The 26,966-nt window shown below is 69.3% G+C and carries 14 protein-coding genes; 11 read left to right on the forward strand and 3 right to left on the reverse strand.

The features are described from left to right. The first annotated feature begins 4 nt into the window (after positions 1-4). From U9J66_RS12705 to U9J66_RS12725, 5 genes are all read left to right on the forward strand, one after another. The gene (locus tag U9J66_RS12705) at positions 5-6,853 is read left to right on the forward strand and encodes a non-ribosomal peptide synthetase (RefSeq protein ID WP_326337760.1); all 6,849 of its coding nucleotides are present in this window, start codon (positions 5-7) and stop codon (positions 6,851-6,853) included. A 90-nt stretch (positions 6,854-6,943) separates the two neighbouring features. Then, positions 6,944-10,231: a non-ribosomal peptide synthetase gene (locus tag U9J66_RS12710; RefSeq protein WP_326337761.1), complete on the forward strand. Its 3,288-nt coding sequence runs from the start codon at positions 6,944-6,946 to the stop codon at positions 10,229-10,231. Beyond that, positions 10,215-16,184, forward strand: coding sequence for a polyketide synthase (locus U9J66_RS12715; protein WP_326337762.1), 5,970 nt, complete (start codon positions 10,215-10,217; stop codon positions 16,182-16,184). Before U9J66_RS12710 ends, U9J66_RS12715 begins: the two co-directional genes overlap by 17 nt. Before the next feature lie 20 nt (positions 16,185-16,204). Then, entirely contained in the window at positions 16,205-16,942 is a 738-nt protein-coding gene (locus U9J66_RS12720) for a thioesterase II family protein (protein ID WP_108914158.1), read from the forward strand. 32 nt (positions 16,943-16,974) lie between these two features. Next, positions 16,975-17,715, forward strand: a complete 741-nt coding sequence (locus U9J66_RS12725; protein ID WP_042284735.1) for a methyltransferase — start codon at positions 16,975-16,977, stop codon at positions 17,713-17,715. Between the two features lie 74 nt (positions 17,716-17,789). Here the strand turns inward: U9J66_RS12725 and U9J66_RS12730 are convergent, their stop codons facing one another. Next, positions 17,790-18,554 (reverse strand): TetR/AcrR family transcriptional regulator, encoded by a 765-nt coding sequence (locus U9J66_RS12730; protein ID WP_326337763.1) that lies wholly within the window; start codon positions 18,552-18,554, stop codon positions 17,790-17,792. Positions 18,555-18,859: 305 nt separating this feature from the next. On the opposite strand from U9J66_RS12730, the gene U9J66_RS12735 reads away from it, so the two are divergent. From U9J66_RS12735 to U9J66_RS12760, 6 genes are all read left to right on the forward strand, one after another. After that, entirely contained in the window at positions 18,860-19,801 is a 942-nt protein-coding gene (locus U9J66_RS12735; protein WP_202421495.1) for an ABC transporter ATP-binding protein, read from the forward strand. After that, on the forward strand, positions 19,794-20,594 hold the full coding sequence (locus tag U9J66_RS12740; protein ID WP_014911462.1) for an ABC transporter permease: 801 nt from the start codon (positions 19,794-19,796) through the stop codon (positions 20,592-20,594). The genes U9J66_RS12735 and U9J66_RS12740 overlap by 8 nt, the downstream gene beginning before the upstream one ends. A 10-nt stretch (positions 20,595-20,604) precedes the next feature. Continuing rightward, the gene (locus U9J66_RS12745) at positions 20,605-21,612 is read left to right on the forward strand and encodes an NAD-dependent epimerase/dehydratase family protein (RefSeq protein ID WP_326337764.1); all 1,008 of its coding nucleotides are present in this window, start codon (positions 20,605-20,607) and stop codon (positions 21,610-21,612) included. Positions 21,613-21,692: 80 nt separating this feature from the next. Next, entirely contained in the window at positions 21,693-23,054 is a 1,362-nt protein-coding gene (gene ccrA / locus U9J66_RS12750; protein WP_014912743.1) for a crotonyl-CoA carboxylase/reductase, read from the forward strand. 89 nt (positions 23,055-23,143) lie between these two features. Next, positions 23,144-23,482, forward strand: a complete 339-nt coding sequence (locus U9J66_RS12755; protein WP_326337765.1) for a helix-turn-helix domain-containing protein — start codon at positions 23,144-23,146, stop codon at positions 23,480-23,482. A 17-nt stretch (positions 23,483-23,499) separates the two neighbouring features. Further along, positions 23,500-24,267, forward strand: coding sequence for an ImmA/IrrE family metallo-endopeptidase (locus tag U9J66_RS12760; protein ID WP_017534305.1), 768 nt, complete (start codon positions 23,500-23,502; stop codon positions 24,265-24,267). A 150-nt stretch (positions 24,268-24,417) separates the two neighbouring features. On the opposite strand, the gene U9J66_RS12765 is transcribed toward U9J66_RS12760, so the two are convergent. Continuing rightward, positions 24,418-25,518: a hypothetical protein gene (locus U9J66_RS12765; protein ID WP_017534306.1), complete on the reverse strand. Its 1,101-nt coding sequence runs from the start codon at positions 25,516-25,518 to the stop codon at positions 24,418-24,420. Positions 25,519-25,681: 163 nt separating this feature from the next. Beyond that, positions 25,682-26,965 (reverse strand): dihydrolipoamide acetyltransferase family protein, encoded by a 1,284-nt coding sequence (locus U9J66_RS12770; RefSeq protein ID WP_014912256.1) that lies wholly within the window; start codon positions 26,963-26,965, stop codon positions 25,682-25,684. Between the last annotated feature and the right edge of the window lies 1 nt (position 26,966).

Raw genomic sequence — 26,966 nt, forward strand, 5'->3', positions numbered from 1 at the left:
CGGGGTGCGGGAACGGACACGCAAGGAGCTCCTGAAGTACCTGCTGACGCAGGTGCGGGAGGAGCGCCTGGGCGTCGAACGGGCGAAGGAGTTCATCCGCGCCATCGAATCCCCCCAGAGCGCGGCGGGCTCGGGAGACGATCCGATCGCCGTGGTGGGGATCGCCTGCCGCCTTCCGGGCGCGTCGAACAAGGAGGAGTTCTGGGACAACCTCGCGGCGGGACGTGAGTCGATCGGCGACTTCCCCCCGGCTCGCATGGAGGATCTGCGCCGGGTCCTTCCGAACCCCACCGACCTCAGCCGGGGCGGGTTCCTGGACCGTATCGACCTGTTCGACCCGGAGTACTTCGGGATCCCTCCGCGCGCGGCCATGGAACTCGACCCCTACCACCGGCAGGTGCTGGAGGTCCTCATCGAGACGATGGAGGACGCGGGTCACGCCCGTGACTCCATGGACGGCGCTCCGGTCGGTGTCTTCGTCGGCAACGACCACTCGCACCGGTTGAGCATGTCCTATCTGCCGTTCCTTTCCGAGACGGACTTCGCGGCGTTCACGGGGTCGTGGCCGGGCATGCTGGCCGGTCGGCTCTCCTATCACCTGAACCTGCGGGGGCCCGCCTCGGTCACCGACACCGGCTGCTCATCAGGGCTGGTGGCGCTCGACTCGGCGATGAAGGCCATCCGCCAGGGCGACTGCGACAGCGCCCTCGTCGCCGGGGTCAACCTGTTCCTCTCCCCGGGAAGCCTCGGTAGCGAGACCGAATCGGGAGACCACGTGCGGGCGTTCGACGCCCGTGCGCGAGGCACGGTCTGGAGCGAGGCCGTCGTCGGTGTCCACGTCAAACCGCTGGCCAGGGCCACGGCCGACGGAGACCACGTCTACGGGGTCATCCTCGGCAACGCCGTGAACAACGACGGTCGAAGCAACGGCATCACCGCCCCCAACGCCCGGGCCCAGAAGGAGGTGCTCGTGAAGGCCTGGAAGCGGGCCGGCGTCCCGCCGGAGTCGCTGTCCTACATCGAAGCGCACGGAACCGGAACGGCCCTCGGGGACCCCATCGAGGTCAAGGGCCTCAAAGCCGCGTTCGGCGAGTTCACCGATCGCAGGCAGTTCTGCGCTCTGGGATCGGTGAAGTCGAACGTCGGGCACACGGTCGGGGCCGCGGGGCTGGTGTCGCTGGTCAAGACCGTCCTGTGCCTCGATCGCCGGAAACTCCTCCCGTCGTTGCACTTCGACGTCCCCAACCGGTACCTCGACCTCGTCGACTCGCCGGTGTACATCAGTTCCCGGTTCGCGGAATGGGAACCGGGAGAGACGCCCCGGCGGGCGGGTGTGAGCAGCTTCAGCCTGACCGGGACCAACACCCACGTGGTGCTCGAGGAGGCGCCTCCGCTCCCGCCACGACCGAGGACGGACGGGGAGCCCCACCTCTTCGTGATCTCGGCGCGCGACGAATCGCTGCTCGCACGGTCCGCGGCGCGGCACTTGGAGTTCCTCGACAGGAACCCCGAGTACCACCTCGACGACATCTGCCACACCATGCGCGTGGGCCGTGAGCACCAGCCGGTGCGGGCCGCCGTCCTCTGCGAGGATCGCGCCGCCCTGCGGGCCGGCCTGGAGCGCCTCCTCCGTCCGTGCGATGAGCACGAGGAGCCGTTCCCCGACGGGCGTACGGCCGTCCTACGCGGGCGCCCCGAGGCCTCCGCCGCCGACCGTGGGCGGCGGAGCGGAGGAGCCGCCCTCCCCTCCGGCGACGGAACCGACCGATGGACCGACCTCCCCGAACGGTTCCGGCGCCATCGGGACGTGGTGACCGCCTATCTCCTCCGTCGAGCCAGGCCCTTCGAGGCCCTCGAGGAGAGCGGCCGCCGGGTCCCGCTTCCCCCACAGCCCTTCGACCACGCCCGCTACTGGGACGAGACTGTGGTCGCGGCCTCGACGCCCCCCATCGGGGGCGGCGAGGGAGACGCGGCGGGCACGGGCCGTCTGCGGGAGGTCCTGGAACGGTGGGCACGGGGCGTGGACGGCTCCGGCGACGCGCCCGAGCCGCTCACGGCGCACACCGTCGTCGCGGCGGTGTGGTCGGAGGTCCTCGGCCACGCCGAGATCGGCGGAGACCAGGACCTCTTCTCCCTCGGGGGCGACTCCGTGTCCTCCCTGAAGATCGTCCAGCTGCTGAACGCGGAGTTCGACCTCGGAGTACCTCCGCCCCTGCTGCTGAGGACGCCGGTGTTCGACGACTTCGCCACCGCCGTCGCCGAGGAGTTCGGTCTCACCGAGGAACGGATCCGCGCCCACCTCGCCCGCGCCCCGGAGACCGCCGGAGACGGTGACGGCCCCGTCGGCGAAGAGCCCCGGGAGTACGAGCTCCCGCTCACCGCGTCCCAGCGGTCCATGTTCCACTCCTCCGACCTGGTGGCCGACTCGGTCGCGTACAACATCACCGGGCTGACGATCAGTGACGAGACGATCGACATCGCCCGTCTCGAAGCGGGTATGCGCGATCTCGTGCGCCGCCACGACAGCCTTCGCGCGACCTTCCACCTCGTCGACGGCGAACCGGTGCAGCGCGTCCACGCCGACGTCGAGGTCTCGGTGGAACATCGCCTCCTGGACGCCCCCGGCCCCGGAGAGAGCCACGAGGACCGGGCCCGGGAGCAGATGGCGTCCTTCGTGCGGCCGTTCCGGCTCGACCGGGGCCCGCTCTTCCGCATCGGCTGCTTCGACTTCGGTGACGGCGTGAGCTGCGTGGCGATCGACTTCCACCACATCGTCACCGACGGCACGTCGATGGGGATCCTCTTCCGCGACCTCGCGGCGATCGTGGAGGGGGCCGAACTCCACGCGCCGACCCGCGGCTACCGTTCGGCGGTGATCGGACTGCTCGAACTGGAGGAGTCCGAGGAGGTCCTGCGCGGGCGCCGGTACTGGCGGGACCGGTTCGCCGACGGTGTCCCGGTGCTGGACCTGGTCACCGACCGGCAGCGGACCGACGCCGTCTCCGGGGCGGGGGCGACCCTGTTCACCGAGGCGGACGCCGCGACCCTCGACGCGGTGAAGGAGTACGCGCGAGCCCGTAACCTGACGCCCTCCATGGTGTTGCTGGGGGTCTTCCAACAGCTGCTGAGCCGGCTCGGCGGGCAGCGCGACGTCGTCGTCGGCATGCCCGTCCACGGTCGGCCGGACGCCGGCTACTCCGATGTCGTGGGCATGTTCGTGAACACGCTGCCACTGCGAACGTCCGTCGAAGGCGACCACGGTGTCGGTCGGTTCTACTCCGCCCTGCGGTCCACGGTGCTCGAGGCGTTCGAGCACCAGAACTGCCCGCTGGAACTGATCATCGAGGACCTGCGGCCGCCGCGTGAACCCGGGCGCCGTCCGCTGTTCGACACCTGCTTCGTCTACCAGAACACCGACATGGGTCTGGAGCACTCCGGGGAACGGGTGGTGACGTTCGACGACGGCAGCGCCAAGTACGACATCACGCTCAGCGCCCGCGAATCCGGCGGACGGCTGCTGATGGAGTGGGAGTACTCCACCGCACTGTTCCGGGAGGAGACGCTGCGGCTCTACGCCGACCGCTACATGACGCTGCTGCGCTCCGTCCTCGCCGCGGACGACTCGGACGCGTTGGGCACGCTCCCCCTGGTGCCGGAGCGGGAGACCGAGCTGATCCGGAGCTTCGCCACGACACCGTCTCCGCGGCCGGAGGAGCACGGTGTCGCGGGGCTCTTCGAGCGACAGGCCGCCATCGCACCCGAGCGCACGGCGCTGATCGCCGGTGACGAGCGGGTCTCGTACGGCGAGCTCAACGCGCGGGCGAACCGGGTCGCGCACCACCTGGCCCGGCAGGGGGCCGCACCGGGGTCGCCGGTCGCGATCCTCGCGGACCGCTCGCCGGAGATGGTCGTCGCCGTCCTCGGAGTGCTGAAGGCCGGGTGCTACTACGTGCCCCTCAACCCCGAGTTCCCCGGCGAACGTCTCGGCCTGATGTTGCGGGACTCGGGCGCGGAGTTCGTCGTGACCACGGCCGGACGGGCGGAACGGGCCGCCGGGTTCGCCGACGAACGGGTCCGGATCGTGGAGTCGGCCACGGCCGAGTCCACGGCCGGTCCCGAGGACGCCCTCGACCCGGGCCTGTCGGGCGGCGGCGAGGATCCGATCTACGTCATGTACACCTCCGGCACCACCGGTGTCCCGAAGGGCACGGTGATCCGGCACGAGAGCGTGCTGCGCGTGGTGCGCGGATCGGTGTTCTACACCGCAGGCCCCGACGACGTCTTCCTGTTGATGTCGGACTACTCCTTCGATGGGGCGGTCTACGACATGTTCGGCGCGCTCACGAACGGTGCGTCGCTCGTCGTCCTGGAACGGGCGCAGGTGCTGGACCTCGACCGGCTCGGTTCGGAGATCGAACGCCACGGCGTCACCAGCTTCTTCATCACGGCCACCATGTTCCACGCCCTGATCGACAACGTTCCGGAGCGCCTGGGAGGCATCCGTAGGTTGATCTTCGGGGGAGAGGCGGCCTCGCCCGCCCACGTCGAGCGGGCCTTCCGCCTCCTCGGCCCGGGACGGATCGCCAACGGCTACGGGCCGACGGAGTCCACGGTCTTCGCCGCCGTGCACGTCTTCGACTCCTATGAGGAGCGGGAGGCCGTACCCATCGGCCGTCCCATCAACGACACCTCGCTGTACGTCCTCGACGAGGCTCTGAGGATGCGGCCGATCGGGGTCCCCGGCGAGCTCTGCATCGGCGGCGCGGGGTTGGCCGACGGCTACCTGAACCAGCCCGGGCTGACGGCCGAGCGTTTCGTGGAGTCGCCCGACGTCCCCGGCGTCCGGCTGTACCGGACCGGTGACCTGGCCACCCTCCGGAGCAACGGGCTGTTCTTCTACACGGGCCGTATCGACCAGCAGGTCAAGCTGCGGGGCCACCGCGTCGAGACCGCCGAGATCGTGCACGCCGCGGTCGACGAACCGGACGTCCGGTGGGCTCACGCCGCGGTCCACGAGGCCGGCGAGGGCGGCGGAAGCCTCTGCCTGTGGGTCCGCTACGAGGACGGCGCCGAAGCCGACGAGGCGCGCCTGCGCTCCGCCCTGAGCCGACGGCTGCCCGACTACATGGTGCCGTCGTTCATCGTCCGGGTCGACGAGGACGTCCGCTTCACCGACAACGGCAAGCTGGACGTGGCGGCGCTGCCGGCTCCGGACCTCTCCGCGGCGGCGACCGCGACTCCGCCGCGGACCGGGGCCGAGCGGCGGATCGCCTCGGCCTGGGAACGTGCCCTGGGTGCCGAGGTGGCCGACATCGACGCGAACTTCTTCGCCCTCGGCGGGGATTCGATCAAGGCGATCCAGATCGCGGCCGCGCTCAAGCGAGAGGGGCTGGTGATCCGGGCATCGGATCTGCTCGAGAACCAGACCGTGCGCATGCTGGCCGGGCGGGCGTCCGTCGACCGGGGCGAGGAACGGCTCCACGACCAGAACCCCGTGTCGGGGCCCTTGGTCCCCAGCCCCGTCCAACAGGAGTTCGTGGACGCGGTCGACGACCGCCACCGGGTCTTCACCCAGAGCGTGCTGCTCACCTCCGAGACCCCGCTGCCCGAACGGGCCCTGGTGGAGGCGGTCGAGCGGCTGGTCCGCTTCCACGACGCCCTGCGCGTTCGACTCGACGGTGACGCGCTGGTGCTGTGCGATCCCGACGCGGAACGATCGGTCCATTCCGAGACGGCGCCCGCCGGCCTGGCCGGGGAGGAGCTCACCGACTACCTGAGGACGCTCCAGAGGCGGGTGGACGTGGAATCCGGCCCCGCCGTCGCACTGGCGACGGGGCTCGGGGAGCGGGGCGAACAGTGCGCGCTGGCCGTCCACCACCTGGCCGTGGACGTGGTCTCGTGGGGGATCCTGATCGAGGACCTGCTGTCCTGCCTCGCGGACCCGTCCGCTCCGCTCGCCCCCAAGACCGTGTCGTTCCCGTCGTGGACCGCGGAACTGGCGGCACACGCGCGGGAAGGGGGATTTCGCGATCAGAGGCCGTACTGGACCGGCCTGGCCCGGCGGGCCGAGGCGGCGGGAAGGATGTTCGACGAGGACGACGTCCGGCGCGCGGACACCGTCTCGGAAGTGCTCCGCTTCCCGGCGGCCGAGGTCAAGGAGGTGTTCGACGCGGCCCGCACGTCCCACGGCGTGGAGCCCGGTCAGACCGTCCTCGCCATCATCGCCCGTGCCCTGGGCGCCTGGCGGGACCGCGACCGGATCCTGGTCGCCCTCGAAGGGCACGGGCGGGAGCGGTTCTCCGAGGAGCGGGACCTGACCCGGACGGTGGGATGGTTCACCTCCGTCTTCCCCCATCTCGTGCGGGTCGAGGACGGGGTCGCGGACACCCTGCACGCCGTCCGCCGCTCGTTCGACCGGCTTCCCGGCAAGGGGTCCGGTTACGGTCCTCTGCGCCGATTCGACCCGGGGACGGGTGAGGACGGTGCCCTGCTCACCGGGATCCGTCCGCAGGTCGGCGTCAACTACCTCGGCGAGCAGGGCGGGCGCACGGAGGGTGTCGAGGTCGTCCATCTGCCGGCGGAGGTCACCGTCGACGAGGACCTCCGTTCCCCTCGGGTCCTCGACGTCATCGCCTGGCGTAGAGAGGGGGATCTGCTGATCGAGCTGCGTCATCCGGCGGCGTGGCGGGCCCGCGGGGACGACCGGGCCCTGGCCGACGCCGTTCGGAAGGAGTTCCACACCGTCCGTGACGCGGTGACGGCACCGGACCGGCCGGGCTTTCGCACCTCGTCCTCGGTCCGGCCGGGTGTGCTGGACGACATCCTCGCCGGTCTCGGAGGTGGAGAGCGGTGACGGTCACCGCCGGGCCCCGACCGGGCACGGACCCCTCCCCCTCGGAACCCGCGTCCTCGCCGCACGTGGCGTACAGAGAGAGCTCAGTTCATGATTGACACAGAGAACATCGAATCGGTCTCCGGCCTCGCCGCGATGCAGAAGGGCATGTTCTTCAGCTACGCCGTCGACACCGGATCCGACGCGTACGTGGAACAGTTCGACTTCACCGGTACCGGCGACGTGGACGCCGACCGGCTGCGCGAGGCGCTCGTGGCCACCTCGCGCCACTACAGCGTGCTGCGGACGGTCTTCTCCTTCGAGCGGACCGACGACCCCTACCAGCTGGTCCTCAAGGAGTGGCCGCCCCGGTTCGAGGTGATCGACCACCGCGACCGGGAGGACGCCGCACAGGCGGTCGAGGAGTTCAAGGCCGCCGACCGGGCCAGGGGCTTCGACCTCGGTGCGGACGTGCTGCTGCGGGCGGCGCTGCTGCGGACCGGCGACGGCCACTGGCACCTGGTCGTCACCTTCCACCACATCATCCTGGACGGCTGGTCGCTGGCACCGCTGTTCCAGACCTGGTTCGGGTACTACGACGAACTGGTCCGCACCGGTTCGCTCACCCAACGGTACGAGGACCGCCCGTACTCCGACTACGTCTCCTGGTACGAGGACCGGCACGACGAGGACGAGGCGCGGCGGTTCTGGACGGAGGCGCTGGACGGATACGAGCGTCCCGCGTCGCTCCCTCGGGACCGTCGCGGCGCGCCGTCCTCGGTGCCCGAGAGATCAGCGGACTACGTCGACGCGACCCATCGGTTCGAGCTGCCGCGGCACCTCCACGACGGTCTGGTGTCCCTCGCGCGTCGGCTCTCGGTGACGCCCAACAGTGTCTTCCAAACGGTGTGGGGCGTGGTGCTACAGAAGTTCACCTACACCGACGACGTCGTCTTCGGCAGCGTGGTCTCCGGGCGCAACGCCGACATGGACGGCATCGAGGAGATGCTCGGCCTGTTCACCAACACCCGGCCGGTGCGGGTGACGGCGGGGGAGGACACGGGGTTCGCGGACCTGTGCCGTGCGGTGCACGCGGACTCTCTGAGGGCGAGCGGCCACGAGCACTTCCCGCTGCACGAGGTGCAGAGCCTGTCGCCGCTGCGCAACGCGCTGTTGAACCACGTGATCGCCTTCGAGAACTATCCGCTGTCGGAGCGGCTGCGGGACTTCGGGGCGGGAGAGGACGGCGGTCCTCGCCTCCACGGCGTCGAGGTCTTCGAGCGGACCGATTACGACTTCAACATCGTGGTCACCCCCGGCGCCCGCCTGGGTGTGGCCTTCCTCTACAACGCCGCCGTCCACTCGGACGGTCTGATGGAGACGCTGGAACGGTGCCTGGTCGCCGTCCTGTCCGCCGTGGTCCGGGACGCCGACGTCCGGGTCAGGGACATCGGAATGTGGGAGCCGGAGCCGCGCGTGTCGGAGCCCGCGCCGACCGGCGCGGGTCGGATCCCGATCGATTCCTCCCTGGTGGAGGTGTTCGGGGAGGTCGTCCGTACGCACGCCGACCGGACCGCCATGGTCTGGAGAGGTACGGAGTACACCTACCGGACCCTGGACCGCTGGTCGGACGCGGTCGCCCGGACCCTCATCGACCGGGGCGTCGGCGGGGGCACCGGGATCGGGGTCCTGGCGGACCGCCGTCCCGAACTGGTGGTGGCCCTTCTCGCGATCCTCAAGACCGGGAACCACTATGTCCCGGTCGACGTCAAGGACGCCCCGGTACGCATCGAGACCGTCCTGGCCGACGCCGGGGTGCGACACCTGTGCACCGTCGCGGACTTCACCGACCTGGTCCCGAGCTCGGTGGAGGCCCTCCTGGTCGAGGGGCCCGGAGAGGACACCGGCCGGGACGCCCCGGAGCCGCCGAGGATCAGTGGCGAGGACCGCGCCTACCTCATGTACACCTCCGGGTCGACGGGCGTGCCCAAGGGCTGCTACATCACGCACCGCAACGTGCTCCGGCTCTTCGCCGACCAGGAGTTCGTGGACTTCCGCGAGGAGCAGTCCATTCTGTTCGTCAACTCGCCCGCCTTCGACGGAAGCACCCTCGAAGTGTGGGGGGCGCTGCTGAGCGGGGGGACGCTCGTCCTCCCCGACGACGAACTGGACCTGCTCGACGCCGATCGCTTCCGGGACACGATCGTCCGGCACGGAGTCCGGAACGTCACCATCCCGACGGTGCTCTTCAACCAGCACGGCGACCACGATCCGAAGATCTTCGCGCCGCTGCGATACCTGTGCGTAGTGGGCAGCGCGCTGTCGGTCCGACACGTCGCGAAGGTGGCCCAGGCCTGTCCGGACGTGAAGCTCGTCAACGGATACGGGCCGACCGAGAACACGGTGTTCTCCACGACGCACACCATCCGGCCGGAGGACCTCGAGGGTGCGCGCGTCCCCATCGGCCGGGCGATCGCCCATTCGACCGCCCATGTCCTGGACAACGGCCTGAACCCTCTGCCGCCGGGCGCGGTCGGAGAGCTGTGCGTCGGAGGAGAGGGCGTGTCCACCGGCTACCACGACCGGCCGGATCTGAACCGCGAGCGGTTCGTCTCCCTCGCGAGGATCCCCGGAGAACGCCTCTATCGCACCGGGGACCTGGTTCGCGAGCTCCCCGACGGCACCCTGGACTGCCTCGGCCGCATGGACGACCAGGTGAAGGTCGGCGGATTCCGGGTCGAGCTGGGCGAGGTGGAGAACGCCCTGTGCTCGGTCGAGGGCGTGAAGGAGGCCGTGGTGACCACCGTCGAGCTCGAGCACGGCACACGGCTCGCCGGATACTACGTGGCCGACGGGGAACTGACCCCCGACCGTGTGCAGCGGGAGCTGGGCACGAAGGTGGCCGGCTACATGATCCCCGCCTCGGTGACGCGGATCGAGGCCGTCCCGATCAACCGCAACGGGAAGGTCGACAAGGAGGGGCTGGAGAGCTCCCGTCTTCGCGCCGTGGCCGACCGCGCCCGCCGGGACCCGGGACCGGCCCACGGCACCGAGCGGATCCTGCACGAGATCGTGGCGGACGTCCTCGAGGTCGACAGCGGTGACGTCGACGTCGAGCGGAACTTCTTCGACCTGGGCGTGACCTCGTTGACGCTGTTGGCGATCAGGAACCGGCTGCGCGCGAAGGCCGACCGCGATCTGCCGTTGACGTTGTTCTTCGAGTTCACCTCGATCTCCGCGCTGGCGGAGCACCTCGACTCGGGTTCGGTCGCCGGACCGTCCGTGGACGAGGAACCCGAGGACGAGCCCGAGCAGGAGCAGGCGGTAAGGACACAGCTGTTGATGGCCCGGATGATGGACGACAGTGAAGGGGGCGTCGACGATGTCCGACGCGACTGAGCCCGACTACCGGTACACCGGACTGGAGATCGCCGTCATCGGCATGGCGGGTCGGTTTCCCTCGGCCGCGTCGGTCGAGGACCTTTGGAGCAACCTGCTCGCCGGAGTCGAAGGGATCTCCCGGTTCGATGACGACGAGCTGATCGAGATGGGGGTCTCCCCGAAGGCGCTGGAGGACGAGCACTACGTTCGGGCGAAGGGCGTCTTCCCGGACATCGAGTATTTCGATTCGAGGTTCTTCAACTACACGCCCGCCGACGCGACCGTGCTCGACCCGCAGGTACGCGCCCTGCACGAGGAGGTCTACCACGCGCTCGAGGACGCCGGTTACTCCGCCGAGGGACGTAAGGAGGCCATCGGCCTGTTCCTGGGCGCGACGAACAACATGCCCTGGGAGGTCGACACCCAGCGGAGGTTCAACGAGGACGCGGGCTCGGCCTTCTCCGGCATGCAGCTCAACGACAAGGACTTCGCCGCGACCCGGATCTCCCACTCCCTCGGTCTGAGGGGTCCGGCCTTCACTCTGCACACCGCCTGTTCCAGCTCCCTCGTCGCCATCGACGTGGCGTGCCGCAACGTCTGGACCGGCTCGTGCCAGATCGCGCTGGCCGGCGGGAGCGGTCTGAGCCTGCCCCACAAGAACGGCTACCAGCACCGGCCCAACATGGTGCACTCCCCGGACGGGCACTGCCGGGCGTTCGACGCGGCGGCCGGCGGCACCGTCGAGGGCAACGGCGTCGGGATCGTGGTCCTCAAGCGGCTGGAGGCCGCGCTGCGCGACGGAGACCGCGTCTACGCGGTGATCAAGGGCTCCGCGGTCAACAACGACGGCACCCGCAAGGTCGGCTACACCGCGCCCAGCATCGAGGGGCAGGCGGAGGTCATCCGCAAGGCCCATCGCGTCGCCGGGGTGAAACCCTCCGAGATCTCCTACGTGGAGGCGCACGGCACCGGCACCGCCCTCGGCGACCCGGTGGAGATGGAGGCGCTGTCCAAGGCGTTCGGCCCCGGTGAACCGGACTCGTGCGGCGTCGGCTCGCTCAAGGCGAGCATCGGGCACCTCGACACCGCTGCGGGGGTCGCCTCGTTCATCAAGGCCTGCAAGGTGCTCAAGGAACGCACCATCCCGCAGAGCCTGCACTTCGACACGCTCAACCCGGGGATCAGGCTCGACGGCACTCCCTTCTACATCGCCGGGGAGCGACAGGAGATGCGGCGCAAACGGTCCGAGTCGGGGCGGGAGCTCCCGCTACGGGCGGGCGTCAGCGCGTTCGGCATCGGCGGGACCAACGCCCACCTGGTGCTGGAGGAGGCCCCGGAACCCCGGCGTCCGGCCTCCGACGGCCGCGCCCACAACACGTTCGTGCTGTCGGCGGCCTCCGCCGAGGCGATCACGCGGATGAAGCGGGACTTCGTCGACCATCTGGCCGCGAACCCGGACATCGACGGCGCCGATCTCGCCTGGACCCTCCAGAATCGCCAGCGCGACCTGCCGTATCGCTACGCCGTCGGTTTCGGGGGGATCGGTCGGCTGAGGGAGCGCCTACAGGAGTCGTTGGACGCCGGAGACGAACCGGCGCACCTGCCCAGGAACGGGCGGCGCGACGTCTACCTCCTCTTCAGCGGGGCGGGCGCGCAGCACCTGCGTATGGCCCGCGGCCTCTACGAGACCGAGAGCGTCTTCCGGGCCCGTGTGGACGACTGCCTGGCCATCACCGACGAACTCGGAAGCCCGGTGGTGCGGGAGGTCTTCTTCGGCGAGACGGTGGCGCAGGAGAAGCAGCTGAACAACATCGCGGTCAGCCTGGTCCTGCTGTTCGTCGTCGAGTACTCGATGGCGCGCACGCTCCTCGACTGGGGGATCCGGCCGCGCGGGATGATCGGGCACAGCACCGGCGAACTGGTGGCCGCGTGCGTGGCCGGGGTGTTCTCCCTGGAGGACGGGCTCCGGCTGGTGCTGACCCGGGGCTCTCTGGTGGACACCACCCCCGAGGGCGCGGTGACCTCGGTGAAGGCGTCCGAGGACACGATCCGGCCGATGCTGACCGACGAGCTCTCCATAGCGGCGGTGAACGCGCCGGAGGACTGCACCGTCAGCGGCGCCTCCGCCGCGATCGCCGCGTTCGAGGAGCGGTGCGCCGAGCAGGGGATCACCTTCACCCACGTCGAGGCGGCCCACGCGTACCACTCGCAGTACATGGAGCCGATCCTGGAGGAGTACCGGGAGATCGCCTCGTCGGTGGACCTCAGAGCGCCCGAGATCCCCTACGTCTCGAACGTGACGGGTACGTGGGTGACACCGGAACAGGCCACCGATCCCGACTACTACTGCGAGCACATCCGACGCACGGTCCGGTTCAAGGACGGCGTGGAGACGATCATGGAGCGGGGCGACGCCCTGTTCGTCGAGGTCGGGCCGGGGAAGTCACTGTCGTCGTTCGTACGCGGTACCGCCCGGGGCACGCGGACCGGTGCGATCAATATGCTGCGCCACCGGTTGGAGGAGGTCGACGACGGCGAGCACCTGGCCACCGCGATCAGGAAGCTGTGGGAGGCGGGCGTCGCGCTGGATTGGCCGGCGTTCCACAAGGGCCGAGCGCCGAGCAAGGTGCGGCTCCCGCTCTACGCCTTCGACCGGACCGAGTACCCGATCGACATCGGCGAGTTCCAACAGCTCCTCTCCACGGCCGACGACCGGCCGCGCCCCGTCGTCGAACGGCGGCCGGTGTCCGTTCCCGCCACCGGAGCACCGCGGCACGCGCTCCAGCTGACCTGGTCCTCCGCTCTGCTCCCGGACTCGGGTGAGAGCGGCAGGCACAGGGTGCTCCTCGTGTTCACCGAGGACCGGTCGCGGATCCGGCGCGTGATGGACGAGGTGCCGTACTGGACGCCGCTCTACGTCGAGTTCGGTGGGGAGTACCGGTTCGACGGGGCGGTCGGCGCCCGCGTTCGTCGAGGCCATGAGGACGATCTGCGGAGGTTGGCCGCGGACCTGGAGGAACACGCGCTGGTCGGGGACACCGTGGTGGTCCACCATCGGCCGGGCGCGGACGCGTCGGTGCTGGTGCGGCGGCTGTGCGACGTCGTATCCGGTCTGCGGGACAGGCCGGTGCGCGATCTGGTGCTCTTGGAGACCGTCGCCCCCGCCGGCCCCGAGGGATCATCGTTGCCGGAGATGATCGGCCTGAACCTGGAGTACCCGCACCTGCGGGTCCGGGCGCTCGGATGCGACACCGCGCTGACCGCTCCCGGCGGCCCGAGGGCCTGGAGCGAGAGCCTGCGCAGGGAGCTGGAGGCGGAGAGGGAGGAGGCCGTCGCCGCTCGTTACCGGGACGGCGGCCGGTTCGTTCCCGCGATGGTGCCGCTGCACGGTCATCGTGGTCGGTCCGCGGCCCGTTCCGGCCGGACGGTGGTCGTGTGCCCGGTCGACGCGGTCGACGACGTGCTCTCGGCGACCGGCCCCGAACGCAGCGTCGACGTCCTGCCCTTCGCCGTCGGCGCGGACGGGCCGACGGAGGCCGGGGCCCGGACGGAGGGACGGAGCACCGTCATGGCCGCCGTCACCGGACGTACGGGGGCGGACACCACGGAAGGTCTGATCTCCCGGCTCCGCGCTCTGAAGGGGACGACGCACCTGGTGCTCTGGGACACGTCGTTGCGGGACGCCGCCCGTACCGGCTCCGACGCCTCGGACGCTCCGGACCCGGGGACGCTGTCGCGCCGCCTCCGCGAGGCCGGGGACGAACTGGGAACCTCGTACGGCGTGGTGTCGCGTGCCGACCTCGACCGGTTCGAGTGGAACGCGGACGTCACCGCCCGGTTCGCCCGGAACGCGGTGACCGACGCGGAGGCCGACGGCGTGCGACTGTACTCGTTCGGGCGGCTCGATGACGGGGACCCGTCGGTGCTGGACCTGCTGTACGAGATGCGTGTCTCCGGCATGCGGACGGGCTACCACGGGCTGGACCTGCTGGAGACGGCGGCGACACGGAAGGCGATCGGGGAGCCGGAGGAGTCCGGCGCGGTCGACGAACGGAGCTCCGTCGCGGCGGTGATCGAGCGGGAGATGGCCGACCTGCTCGGCCTGGAGGGGATCGACGCGCGCGCCGATCTGTTCGACACAGGGCTCGACTCACTGAAGCTGATCCAGTTCACCAGCGCCCTGGAGCGGCACGGTTACACCGTTCTGGCCAGCGACGTGCACAGCCATCCGACCATCGGCGAGCTGGCCGGGCTGCTCGCCCGATCGGACAAGCAGGTCAATCAGGAGTGCGACTCGCTGGAGAGCGCGGCGGCCCTGCTCGGAGAGCGCCTGGAGAGCGGATGCGCCCTCTATGAGATCACCGCCGGAGCCGACGAGGAGGAGTCGGTCGTCCTGTTCGTCGACGGCTTCCGCGAGGAGGACCGGGTGTCGATCGTCAGGAGGATCAACGAACTGCGATTGCCACAGGCCTTCACACCGCACTACATCCTGCCGAGGGAGGCCGAGCGGGACTTCCTGGCCGGACGGGACTTCGCCTCCCTGCGGCTCGGCGGCGATCCGACCCGGGAGGGAGGCCTGGACCGGCTGTTCGGCGAGATCGACCGGCGACAGGAGGACATGCGGCGCTCGATCCTGTCCCGGCCGGTGCGATGGACCTATCCCATCAGCGGGACCCAGAAGCACTACTTCTCACGCGGGGCGCGCCCGCAGCTGTACCTGGTGCAGTTCCGTGAGCTGATCGACGTCGACGTGCTGGAGCGTGCGCTGGGCGACGTCGTCGGACGCCACGGGCTCATGCGCAGTGTCCTCGTCAGATCCCTCGGACGGAGGATGTGGAAGGAGCACGAGCCCCCGATGACGTTCACGCTGCCCCGGATCGACCTCTCGGCGCTCCCGCTGCGACGTCAGGAGGAAGTACGGGCGGAGCTGGTCAAACGTGAATGGAACGTCGACCTCAAGACCGACACGATCCTGTACCAGGCGGTGCTGGTCAAGTACAACGAACGCAGCTACGACATGATCTTCCAGTTCGACCACTCGATCTTCGACGGTGCGTCCGGTCAGGCCTTCCGCGCCGACCTGGTGAAGCGCTATCAGGAACTGGCGGAGGGGACGACCCGGGCGCTGCCCCGCACGCGTAGCTTCCGGCACCTGAAGGAGCAGACGGGCAAGGGCCCGGTGGGTATCGGCGCCGACGAGATCATCGAGAGGTTCGATCTCGAAGCGTGGGGGCGGTACGGCAAGGAGATCCTCGCCGCGTCGGAGGGCCGGGGGACCGGTCGGATGTGCGACGTCCGCTACTCGGTCGACCTACGGCGCCTACAGAGCGGTGACGGAGAGGACGTCGAGCCGTTCTCCCTGGTCCTGTACCTCTACGCGCGTCTGGTGGCCCGACTGCTCGGCGTCGACAAGGTCGCGCTCGACCTGGTCTTCAACTCTCGTGTGTACGAGGACGTGGACTACTCCGGGGTGATGGGGATGGTGGCGGACGTCCTGCCCCTGGTGGTGTCCGGAGAGCAGGGCGTTCGTGAGGACCTGGAGGTGCTCATCCAGCAGAAGTTCCAATCGATGAACAAGTTCAACGTCAACTTCTCGAACCTCGTCACGGGCCCGCTGACGGCGCTCAAGTACGGGAAGGTCTTCCAGACGACCAAGGAGGCCCGGGGGACCGGGTTCCGACCGTCGTGCATGCTCAACTTCGCGGGCAGCACCGAGGCCGAGTACGACGCCATCTGGGACATGACCCTCGAACTGCTCACCGAGGACCAGGACACGCTCGACTACGCCGACTGCTACTGCGTGTCCAAGGTCAGCGGGACCCGACAGGACATCGTGATCCTGTCCACGTGGGTCGAGGACCCCGCCGAGGTGGTCTCCATCCTCGACGAGGAGGTCGAGTACCTGGCGCGGAGGGCCGCGGCCGAGTCCGGGGAGTCGGACGTGAACGTCGAATCGGAAGGTGCCCGGTAATCCTTATGGACAGTATTTCGATGGTGTGTTTTCCGCACGCGGGCGCCGGCAGGTTCTACTACAGCCGGTGGCAGCAGGCGTTCAGTGGAATCGTGGACCTGAACATCGTCCAATACCCCTTGCGCGAGAACCGGTTGAACACCCCGATGCCCGAATCGGTCGGTGAACTCGCGGAAGACATTTTCGAAGAGTTCGAAGACGTGCTTCGCGGTCCTTACGCGATCTGGGGTCACAGCATGGGCGGCGTCCTCGGTTACGAGGTGGCGAAACTGTGCCAGGATCGGCTGGGAAACGCGCCGTTGACGTTTTTCAGCTCCGGCTCCTCGGCGCCGTGCCGGGCCCGGTTCAGGAGGGTCGGGAACCTGGACACGCCCGAGGGCTTCCGGGACGTGTTGCTGCGCTACGGCGGAGTGCCGGAGGAGTACCTGCGGGACGCGGACTTCATGACGTACTTCGCGCCCGCGATCAAGGCGGACCTGCGCCTTTTGAGCGCTTATCAGGACACCGGGCGCGTGCCCCTGCGCTGCCCCCTCGTGCTGATGCTGGGGCGCGGCGACACGGTGACCCCCGATCAGTGGGAGCACTACACAGATCACTCGCTCGAGGTCAACGAATACGAGGGCGGGCACTTCTTCCTGGATCGACACCGTGAGTCGATGGTGGCGCTGATGGAGTCGAGGCTCCAGTTGGCGTGGCAGCTGAGGGAGACGCGTACGGCCGTGGGCGCGCCTGCGCGCCCGGGGGGAGAGGTTCTCTGATGGTTCGAGCGCGGGCGACGGAGGGACGGAACATGGAGAACGCCCTTGCGGCCGAGGTGGGCGATTGGCTGCTGTCGCGAACGGAGGGTTCGGACGGCGCGAGGTCGACCACGACCCTGATGGGGATGCGGTGGGACGTGCTGCCCGGGGTCTGGAAGCCCAATCCGGGGACACGCCTGTTCACCTCGTGGTTGCCACTCGCCGAGGGCTCCCGGTTCCTGGAGGTCGGCTGTGCCGCCGGCGTCACCTGTGTGGTCGCGGCCAAGAGCGGCTGCACGCGGGTGGTGGGCCTGGACGTGGTCCCCGCCGCGACGGAGAACACGAGGCGCAACGCGGCCCGGCACGGTCTGGCCGGCCGGGTGGAGGCGTTGACCAGCGACCTGTTCGCCGAACTGGACCCGGACGACGAGTTCGACCTGGTCTGCTCGAACCCCCCGCTGGTCAGGGCGCCGGAATCGCGTCGACACGCCACCGAGGTGGAGCGGTCGGTCTTCGACCCCGGGTACGCGCTGCACCGGCGCTTCTTCCAGGAGGTCAGGCCGCACCTGGCCGACGGAGGGCGGATCTACATGTTGACCAGTGAGACGCTGGGCGACCCCGCGGGGCTGCGGACACTGGCGGCCGACGCCGGTTTCTCGGGCCGGGTGTACCGCAGTGAGTCGATCGGGATCCCCGCGGTGCTCATGGGGTCTCCGCCCGCCGCCACCGCCGCCGCCGACGAACAGGGCGTCGTCCACGTGGACTTCACCATGTTCGAGTTCCAACGGCACTGACCCGCACGCGCGGAGCCCGTCGTACGGGTCTCCGGCCGTGCCCGCCGATCGGTGGGCACGGCCGGAGATCGGGCCTAATCGGAGGTGTCCGACTCCGACGTGCCGTCGTTGATCAGCCGTTGCACCTGCTCGACGGTGGGCAGGATCGAGGTGTGATCGGACCGGTCGGTGGAGCCGCCCGAGTCGCCGAGCAGTCGCCGCATCCCCAGGCGCAGCAGAGAACCGTCGATCGAGGAGATGCCGCTGAGGGCGAGGACGGACACACCCTGCTCGAGAGCGGCCATGAGCCGGGCGATCTCGTCGACCTCGAGCTCCTCGTCGGGTGCCCGGTGGGTGACCACGACGCGCTGGTAGGCATCGAGCAGAGCCTGGATCCGGGTGCGCAGAGCCGGGACGAGCGCGTCGTCCCGGGCGGCGGTGGTGATGAATTCCAGCGTCGCGAGCTCGAATCCGCGCACCAGCTTCTCGGCCTGGTCCCGGTCGTCGAAGATCTGGCCGGGGAGGGCCTCCCCGGTGGAACCGGCGAGGGAGAGAGGGTCCCATTGTTCCCCGCGCAAGATGCTGAGATTGTAGTCCAGGACCGCGAGAAAGAGTTCGGATTTGCCTCCGAAATTCGAGTAGACCGCCCCTTTGGAGAATCCTGCGGTATCGGCGATCTCCTCCAATGAAGCGCCATGGTAACCGTCACGGCTGAAGGTCAAAAGACCCGCCTCGATCAGAGCATTGCGGGTTTCCTGCTTCTGCTCGGCCCGCGTTTTTCGTTTCCTTCGAACGGGCGTCAGCCGATTTTGATCCATGTTCTTATTGTAGCCCTTGGCGTAATCCCGTTCGGAGCTCATCCTGAAAGCCCGGAGGGTCGTCGTGGATCTGGCGCGATCACGTGCCGTGCGCGGCACGCCGCCCGAGGGCTCATGGAAGTTCGTCCGGCCACGGGGTCTCCTCCTGTCCGACGCCCCCTGGAGAGCGCCCTCCGCCGGTCACTCTCGGGTCACCTCTCATTCAACGGTAGCAGTCTTGACGTTCCATCGGTACGCTCCTACTGTTGTTACGAAGATACCAGCGGTATTTCAAGTCTGATGGTTTGTGAGCCGCGAGGAAGCTACGGAGGTGACGCGTGGGTGACGCGATACTCGAGATCGAGGGCTTGACTCGGCGATTCGGTTCGGTCGTGGCGAACGACGAGGTCGGCCTGCGGGTCAGACCCGGAGAGGTGGTCGGTCTGCTGGGGCACAACGGTGCCGGCAAGACCACCCTGGTCTCCCAGGTCGTAGGGCTGCTCCGACCCCACGGCGGGTCCATCCGGGTGGTGGGGGTCGACGCCGTCGCCGACCCCGGTACGGCGCGTCGCTGTGTGGCTCTTCAGGCCCAGGCCCAGGCACCACTGGACGGGCTGACGCCCAAGGAGGCGATCGTGATCGCCGGGCGGCTGCGCGGCATGTCCCGTTCGGCCTCTCGGGACGCCGCCGAGCGCATGGCCGATGAGCTGGACATCCGGGAATGGATCGATCGGCGGGCCACCCCCGACGGCGGGGGGATCTCCGGCGGGGTGCGCCGTCTGACCGCGTTCGCGATGGCCGCGGTCGCACCGGTGCCGCTGATCATCCTCGACGAGCCGACCAATGACGTGGACGCGGCCCGCCGCAGGCGGCTGTGGAACATGGTCCGCCGGCTCGGCGACGAGGGCGCGGGGGTCCTGCTGGTCACGCACAACGTCGCCGAGGCCGAACACGTGATGGACGAGCTGGTGGTGCTCGACCGCGGTCGAGCGGTGGCCTCCGGGTCGCCGAGCCAGTTGCGCGGAGCCGAGGGAGACGAAATGCGTCTCGAGCTCTCCCTGCCCCTGGACGCCCAGGACCCGTCCTCCCAGGAACCGCCCTTCCGGTTCGTCCGCCGAGTCCGTAACGGGCGTCGGGTGCTGTTGAGCCTCGCCGAGTCCGACGCCGCGACCGCGGTCGCCTGGGCGACCGCGCTCCGTGCCTCCGGTCGGGTCGAGGGATACACGCTCACACCCACCACGCTCGAGGACGCCTACCTCGCAGCCACGGCCGACGCCGAATCTATCCACGAGGAGTCCGCCCATGTCTGAAGCGATCACGCGCGAGCGCCGTGAGGGTCAAGCGCTCCCACCGATCCCCGAGCGCGCCCACCTGGGGATGACGGTCTGGACCCTGTTGCGCTGGACGATGGCCCAGACCGGGGCGATGATGCCGTTGTTCATCGTGGTCCAGGCGGCCATCGCGGGAGCGGTCGTCGTCGGGTTCGGGCTCCTCGTCCCCGATATCGACGCCCCCACCGCCGAGCTGCTGTCCACGGGCGCTCCCACGATCCTGATCCTCGTCATCGGGTTGGTCCTGTGCCCGTGGGGGGTGGCCGGTGCCCGGACCAGCGGCACCTTGACCTATCAGCGGGCGCTGCCCGTTCCGCGTCCGCTGCTGCTGGTGGCCGATCTGGTGGTCTGGCTGGTCATCGCCCTGCCCAGCATTCCGGTGACGGTGCTGGTGGCCCGCCTGCGCTACGGGATCGAGTACTCGATCGACTGGCCGCTGCTGGTGGGGGCGTTCGTGCTCGCCACGATCATGGCCGTCTCGGTGGGCTACGCGACGGCGATGCTGCTGTCACCGATGATGTCGCAGCTGGTCAGCCAGGTGATGGTGTTCTTCGTGATGCTCTTCTCGCCCGTCACCTTCCCGAAGGAGCAGCTGCCCGAATGGTTCCAGGCCGTTCACAGCGTCCTTCCCTTCCAGGCCGCGGCCGACCTGCTGCGCGCCGGTCTGCTCTCGGACAGGTTCGAGCCCAGCGGCCAGGGCCTGGTGGTGCTCATCGTGTGGTGCCTGCTGGGGCTGATCATCAGTGTTCGCGCCGTGATCCGACGTGGTTAGGAGTGACGAAATGAGTCGTTGGTTGGTACTGGGCGGTACTCAGTTCCTGTCCCGAGAGGTGGCGGCCGCCGCGGTGGCCCGCGGACACGAGGTGGTCTGCGCGGCGAGAGGTCGGTCCGGGCCCGTCCCCGAGGGCGCCCGACTGGTGAGAGTGGATCGTGACGACGAGGACGGACTGGCCCCGCTGCGCGGCGAGAGGTTCGACGCCGTGGTCGATACGGCGATCATCTCCTACCGGTGGGTGCGCGAGGCCCTCGCCGAGTTCGCGGATACGGCCGGGCACTGGACGTTCGTCTCCACGATGAACGTGTACTCCGACCTGTCCCGGCGTGGCGGCGGTGTGGACGACCCCCTGTTGGAACCGCGTTACGCGGACCCGGAGGGCCCCGAGGACTTCGGCGCCTACGGGTCCATCAAGGTCGCCTCCGAGAAGGCGGTCGTCGAGACGGTCGGCGACCGCGCCCTGGTGGTGCGGCCCGGTCTCGTCTGCGGCCCCGGCGACCCGTACGACCGGTTCGGGTACTGGCCGGCCCGGTTCTCCCGCGGCGGGCGGGCGCTGGTTCCCGACGCACCCGACCAGCCGTGCCAACTGATCGACGTGCGCGACCTCGCGGAGTGGATCGTGCTCTCCGGAGAGCGCGGACTCACCGGAACCTTCGACGCGTCCGGTCCGCGGACGACGCTGGGGTCGGTGCTGGAGGGGATAGCGGACGCGGTCGGCGCCTCCGACCTGGAACCGGTTCCGGTGTCACCGGACCGGCTCTTCGAAGCGGGCGTGATGCCCTGGCAGGGGCCGCACTCGCTGCCGCTCTGGCTCCCCGAGAGCCATCACGGAGTGGTCGACCGGGACACCGCCCCCGCCCTGGAGGCGGGGCTGTCCGTCCGTCCTCTCGCCGAAACCGCCGAAGCGACCCTGGCGTACGAAAAGGAGGCCGGGCTCGATCGTGAACGGCAGGCCGGTCTGACCTCGGTGGAGGAGACCGAACTGCTCGAAAGGATCGACACCGCCGTTCCCTGACCCCGGGCCGCGGGCCCTCGTGGCTCGGAGAACAAAGGAGAACGCCCCCAATGCCGGAAATCGTGAAAGGGACAGGTCGAATGCGGGAAATCGCGGATTATCTTGCCTCAGGTGACATCGACGCCGACACGGTCGCCGGCATGGGCGTCCCGGAGAGCTACAAGGGGGCGGTCGTTCTGCGGGAGGACACGGAGATGTTCTCCGGTCTGCCGTCGCAGAGCCGGGACCCGGCCAAGTCGCTGACCCTCCGCGAAGTGCCCACACCCGAGCCCGGTGTGGGGGAGGTACTCGTCGCGGTCATGGCGAGCAGCATCAACTACAACACCGTCTGGAGTTCGATCTTCGAACCGGTTCCCACGTTCGGCTTCCTCCGGCGGTACGCGAGTCAGGTCCCCTCCGCGGGGATCCACGATCAGCCGTTCCACGTGCTCGGTTCGGACATGTCCGGTGTCGTGTTGAGGGTCGGAGCGGGCGTACGGCGATGGAAGCCCGGTGACAAGGTGGTCGCGCACTGCCTGTCGGTCGAACTGTCCGAAGCGGACGGTCATGACGACAGCATGCTCGACCCTGAGCAGCGCATCTGGGGATACGAGACCAACTACGGTGGGCTCGCTCAGCTCAGCCTGGTCAAAGCGAACCAGTTGATGCCCAAGCCCGCCCACCTGACCTGGGAGGAGTCGGCGGTCTCAGGGCTGGTGCACTCGACCGCCTATCGTCAGCTCATCTCCCGCAACGGGGCGCGTGTGAAGCTCGGAGACGTGGTCCTCATCTGGGGGGCCGCGGGTGGACTCGGCTCGTACGCCACCCAGTTGGCGCTGCGCGCCGGGGCCACCCCCGTGTGCGTCGTCTCCAGCCGGGCCAAGGCCGACCTGGTGCGGTCCCAGGGCGCGGAGCTGATCATCGACCGGGCGGCCGAGGGCTACAGGTTCTGGAGCGACCCGGACACACCGGACCCCAAGGAGTGGAAGCGTTTCGGTGCCCGGATCCGCGACCTGACCGGCGGCGACGACCCCGATGTGGTGTTCGAGCACCCGGGGCGGGAGACGATGGGCGCCAGCGTGTACGTGGCGCGGCGCGGCGGCACCATCGTCACCTGCGCGTCCACCTCCGGTTATCAGCACCAGTACGACAACCGTTATCTGTGGATGGGGTTGAAGCGGATCGTCGGTACGCACTTCGCGAACTACCGCGAGGCGTGGGAGGCCAACCGACTCATCGCCAAGGGCGTGGTCCACCCGACCCTTTCCGCGGTGTACGGATTGGACGACGTGGGACTGGCCGCTCGTCGGGTGCACCAGAACGAGCACAGCGGCAAGGTCGGTGTGCTGGCCCTGGCACCCCGGCCGGGTCTGGGAATCGACGCTCCCGAGTTCCGGGCCTCGCACGTCGAGCAGATCGAACGTTTTCGTGAGGGCGACGCGCATGACACGGTCTCCGGTTGATTCCGCTCTTTTCCGGAATCGGGAAATTCGTGATTCCTCTACTGATCTGATGGCCGTTGGTAATGATTCACATTGGTAGGTCGGTGGCAATGTCGTTGACGGATATCGGTGCACGGATCGAGCGAGCCCGGGCGGCGGCGGGTCTGAGCCAGCGTGCTCTCGCCGATGCCACGGGCATCTCACAGTCCACCCTGTCGCGGATCATCTCCGGGAATCGGGAGGCGAAGACGGCCGAGATCGCGGCGATCGCCTGGGAGACCGGGTGTACGGTCACCCAGCTCACCGGGGTCGGGACGGTGGCCGAGCGGGTTCAGTGCGTGCCCCTCCTCACCACCGGCTCCGCGATGAGCGGCATGCGCCAGACACTGCTGGACTTCCTGGAACTGGACGCCTACCTGGACGACCAGGCCGTCTCCGCCACAACCTGAAACCGGACGGTCGAAACGTGAGCGCAGAAGTCGAAGGCCGCACCGCGGCCGAACGGTTCCGGGAGGAACGGAATCTCGGTGTGCAGCCCTTGGGCGACCTCATCGCGATCATCGAGCGGGCCACGGGGATCAACGTGGCCGCGCTCGAAGCGGACCAGGACCATCACGGCATGATGGTGCGGGACCGGCAACGAGACGTCATGTTCATCGGTGTCGCGTCCACTCGTCGCCCCATGCGGCAACGCAAGACACTCGCCCACGAACTGGGCCATGTCCTGTTCGGGGACGCGATGGGCGGTCCGGCGGGCGCCTGGGGTCACCCCCCTTTCGAGGAGAGCCGGGCCGACGCCTTCGCACGGCATCTGCTCGTCCCCCTCGACGGCCTGCGCGAGTTCCTCGGTGAACGAGGATCACCGGCCAAGGCCGAACTCTCCGAACTCTCCGAGGTCGTCCAGCGCTTCCTGGTCGCACCGCCGATCGCCGCGATCGCGTTGTGCCAGGCCGGCTACATCGACGACGCCACCAAACGGGCGTGGCTGTCGCCCACCACGCCGCAGTTGGCGACGCGGTTCGGGTGGAGCGATCAATACCGTGCCCTGCGGGAAGAGTCCGCCCGGCGCCGGGCACCGCAACGACTCCTCGGCCGGGCCGTCAACGCCTACGCCGAAGGCGTCCTGTCGGTACAGGCCATCGCCACGTTGCGCGGTATCACGAGGCAGGAGGCCGAGATGGAACTGCGGGACGCGGGCGTGGTCCCCGTACGGCGTCCGCGCTTCGCCGGTTGACCCGCGGACCCACGAGGGCGGCCGCCGAACGGCCAGGCCCCGGCCGCTATCGGTGGCCGGGGCGGTGGTGGCCGGTGGAGGGATCGGCCCACGGACGCGGGGGAGGGACGCACCTCCGAGCGCGGACCATGGCGGTCCTTCCGGTTCCGGTCAGGGGTTCTCGGTGACGGCGAGGCCGTAGTCGCTGATCCGGTAGTCCGTGTGCGGGCCGTCTCCGCCGGGGTTGGGGATACGACCGCCGTTGTCGGTCAGCGACAGGCCCTCCGGAGAGGCGATGCCCAGAGCCTCGGCGGTCTCCAGGACCAGCATGGCCAGCCGCACCGCGTTGACCTCGTCGTACCGGTAGCTCGGCGCGAGGTAGGCGATCTCCTCCTGGAGGTGACGTGCCTCGGTGGCCTCGGTCCAGCCCAGCTCCTCGGGATCGGGCATCTCGGGGGAGCGCTTCATGATGTCGGCCGCGGCCTCGTCCAGCCCCAGCTCCACGTCTTGCCCGAGCGCCAGTTGGAAGACCCAGGGCCCTCCTTCACCGGGGATGTCACCGTGCAGGCCGAAGGAGCGTTCGAACCCCAGGGCGGTCAGCTCGGCGGGCATGGTGCGCAGGACGTCGACCAGCCGGCGCGCGTAGCCCTTCCAGTCGTCTCCCCTGGTGATCCCGGCGATGGTCATACCGGCGATGTCCCCGGTGAGGGAGACCCCGAGGAACCCGCCCACGAGGCCCGCCCCGTGTTCGCGGTCGTACCGGTACCGGCCCTCGGCGGGAGAGGTGGGCAGCAGTGACAGCACGGGGTCTCCCCTTCCGGAGACCCGCAGCTCCAGACTGTTGGCCCGATCCCTCCAGCGCAGGAAGGGCGCGCCCCACTCCGGGGCCGAACCGTGCAGAGGATCGTCGGGGTCGTCCGAGCCGATGACGTTCGGCTCGCCGAGCCGCTCGCGGAGGGCCCGACCCATCTCTCGGAAGGCCTCGACCTGTTTCCGGACACCGCCCTCGACCCGTCCCAGCGGGAAGTGCAGCCCCGTGTACTCCTCGGTGGTCACGTGGATGTCCATGTGGTCTTCGACGGGCAGCAGCTGCCCCTCGCCGAACGGTCGGCCCGTGTGCAGGATCGGTCCGAGCTCTCCCGCGCTCCACTCCCAGCCCTGGGCGACCGCCCCTTGGGACAGGTCCGCCTCGGTCCACTTGCCCGGGCGGAACCCTCGGAGGAGGACGGCGAGTTCGGCGACCCGGTCGGCCGGCCAGAGGGTGTTCGTCATGGGTGTCCGTTCCTTTCGGTGACGAGAAGATCCTGCCAGGGGCAGGGGACGAGAACGCCTTGAGGAATCGGGGAGCGGGCCCGACATGACGACGGACGCCCCGACCGGAAGGTTCCGGCCGGGGCGTCCGAACGCCGCGACGTGCTACGACGTCACGACATCCCTACAGGATGATGCGCATCGGCTCTTCGAGGATCTCCGCGAGGTCCTTGAGGAAGGCGGCGCCGACGGCACCGTCCACCGCGCGGTGGTCCACGGACAGCTCCAGCGAGATGCGGTTGCGCACCCGCACCTCACCGTCGACGACCACGGGCTCCTGGCGCATGGCGCCGACCGCGAGGATGGCGGCCTCCGGCGGGTTGATCACCGCGGAGAAGCTGTCCACGCCGAACATGCCCAGGTTGGACACGCTGAACGTGCCGCCGCTCATCTCCTGCGGCTTGAGCTTGTTGTCGCGGGCCTTGCCGGCCAGCTCACGCGTGCGGGTGGAGATCTCCGACAGCGTGGCCTTGTCGGTGTCGTGCAGCACCGGAACGACCAGGCCGGCGTCCACTGCGACCGCGACACCGACGTTGACCCGGTGGTGCTGGAGCAGCTTCTCGTCGACCCAGGAGGTGTTGACGGCCGGGTGCAGCTTGAGCGCGGTGGCACAGGCCTTCACGATCAGGTCGTTGAAGCTGATCTTGACGCCGGTACTGGACAGCTGCTCGTTGATCTGGCCGCGGAAGGCCTTGAGGGCCTCGGCGTCGATCGTCCGGCGCAGGTAGAAGTGCGGGACCGTCTGCTTGCTCTCGGTCAGACGGCGCGCGATCACCTTGCGCACGTTGTTGATCTTGAGCTCTTCGGAGTCGCGACCATCGTCGAAGGCCTGAGCGGCCGGGGCCGGAGCGGACTTCGCCGCGGCCGGCTCGGGGGCCGGGGCGGCGTGCTCGGCGGAGCCGTCCTTGGCGGCGGCCTCGATGTCGGCGCGGACGATCCGACCCTTGGGTCCGGAGCCCTTGATCTTGGTGATGTCCAGGCCGTACTCCTTGGCCAGCCGGCGGGCCAGCGGGGAGGTACGGGGACGGTCCGCCGGAGCCTCGTCCGACGAGGCCGCGGGGGCGGTCTCGGCCGGAGCGGCGGGGGCGGGCTTCTCCTCGGCGGCGGGCTCCTCGGCCTTCTCCTCGGCCGCGGGGGCGGCCGGGGCGGGGCTCTCCTCGGGTACGGCGTCCGGGGAGTCGGCGATGAGGCCGATGACCTCGCCGATCGGTACGGTGTCGCCCTCGGAGACGTTCTGCTTGACGAGGTAGCCGTCCTCGTAGGCCTCGAACTCCATGACGGCCTTGTCGGTCTCGATCTCGACCAGCACGTCACCGGCCGCGACCTTGTCCCCCACCTTCTTGACCCAGGTGGAGATGACGCCCTCCTCCATGGTGTCGGAGAGGCGCGGCATGTGGATCTCGCTCATT

The sequence above is a fragment of the Nocardiopsis sp. LDBS1602 genome, assembly GCF_035818715.1.
Classification (GTDB): Bacteria; Actinomycetota; Actinomycetes; order Streptosporangiales; family Streptosporangiaceae; genus Nocardiopsis; species Nocardiopsis alba.

Bases quoted from the DNA above. Each gene is read 5' to 3' on its own strand.
- U9J66_RS12740 (WP_014911462.1), top strand. From the start codon at position 19,794: ATGTCTGAAGCGATCACGCGCGAGCGCCGTGAGGGTCAAGCGCTCCCA.
- U9J66_RS12755 (WP_326337765.1), top strand. From the start codon at position 23,144: ATGTCGTTGACGGATATCGGTGCACGGATCGAGCGAGCCCGGGCGGCG.
- U9J66_RS12715 (WP_326337762.1), top strand. From the start codon at position 10,215: ATGTCCGACGCGACTGAGCCCGACTACCGGTACACCGGACTGGAGATC.
- U9J66_RS12725 (WP_042284735.1), top strand. From the start codon at position 16,975: ATGGAGAACGCCCTTGCGGCCGAGGTGGGCGATTGGCTGCTGTCGCGA.
- U9J66_RS12745 (WP_326337764.1), top strand. From the start codon at position 20,605: ATGAGTCGTTGGTTGGTACTGGGCGGTACTCAGTTCCTGTCCCGAGAG.
- U9J66_RS12765 (WP_017534306.1), bottom strand. From the start codon at position 25,518: ATGACGAACACCCTCTGGCCGGCCGACCGGGTCGCCGAACTCGCCGTC.
- U9J66_RS12710 (WP_326337761.1), top strand. From the start codon at position 6,944: ATGATTGACACAGAGAACATCGAATCGGTCTCCGGCCTCGCCGCGATG.
- U9J66_RS12770 (WP_014912256.1), bottom strand. From the start codon at position 26,965: ATGAGCGAGATCCACATGCCGCGCCTCTCCGACACCATGGAGGAGGGC.
- U9J66_RS12730 (WP_326337763.1), bottom strand. From the start codon at position 18,554: ATGAGCTCCGAACGGGATTACGCCAAGGGCTACAATAAGAACATGGAT.
- ccrA (WP_014912743.1), top strand. From the start codon at position 21,693: ATGCGGGAAATCGCGGATTATCTTGCCTCAGGTGACATCGACGCCGAC.
- U9J66_RS12720 (WP_108914158.1), top strand. From the start codon at position 16,205: ATGGTGTGTTTTCCGCACGCGGGCGCCGGCAGGTTCTACTACAGCCGG.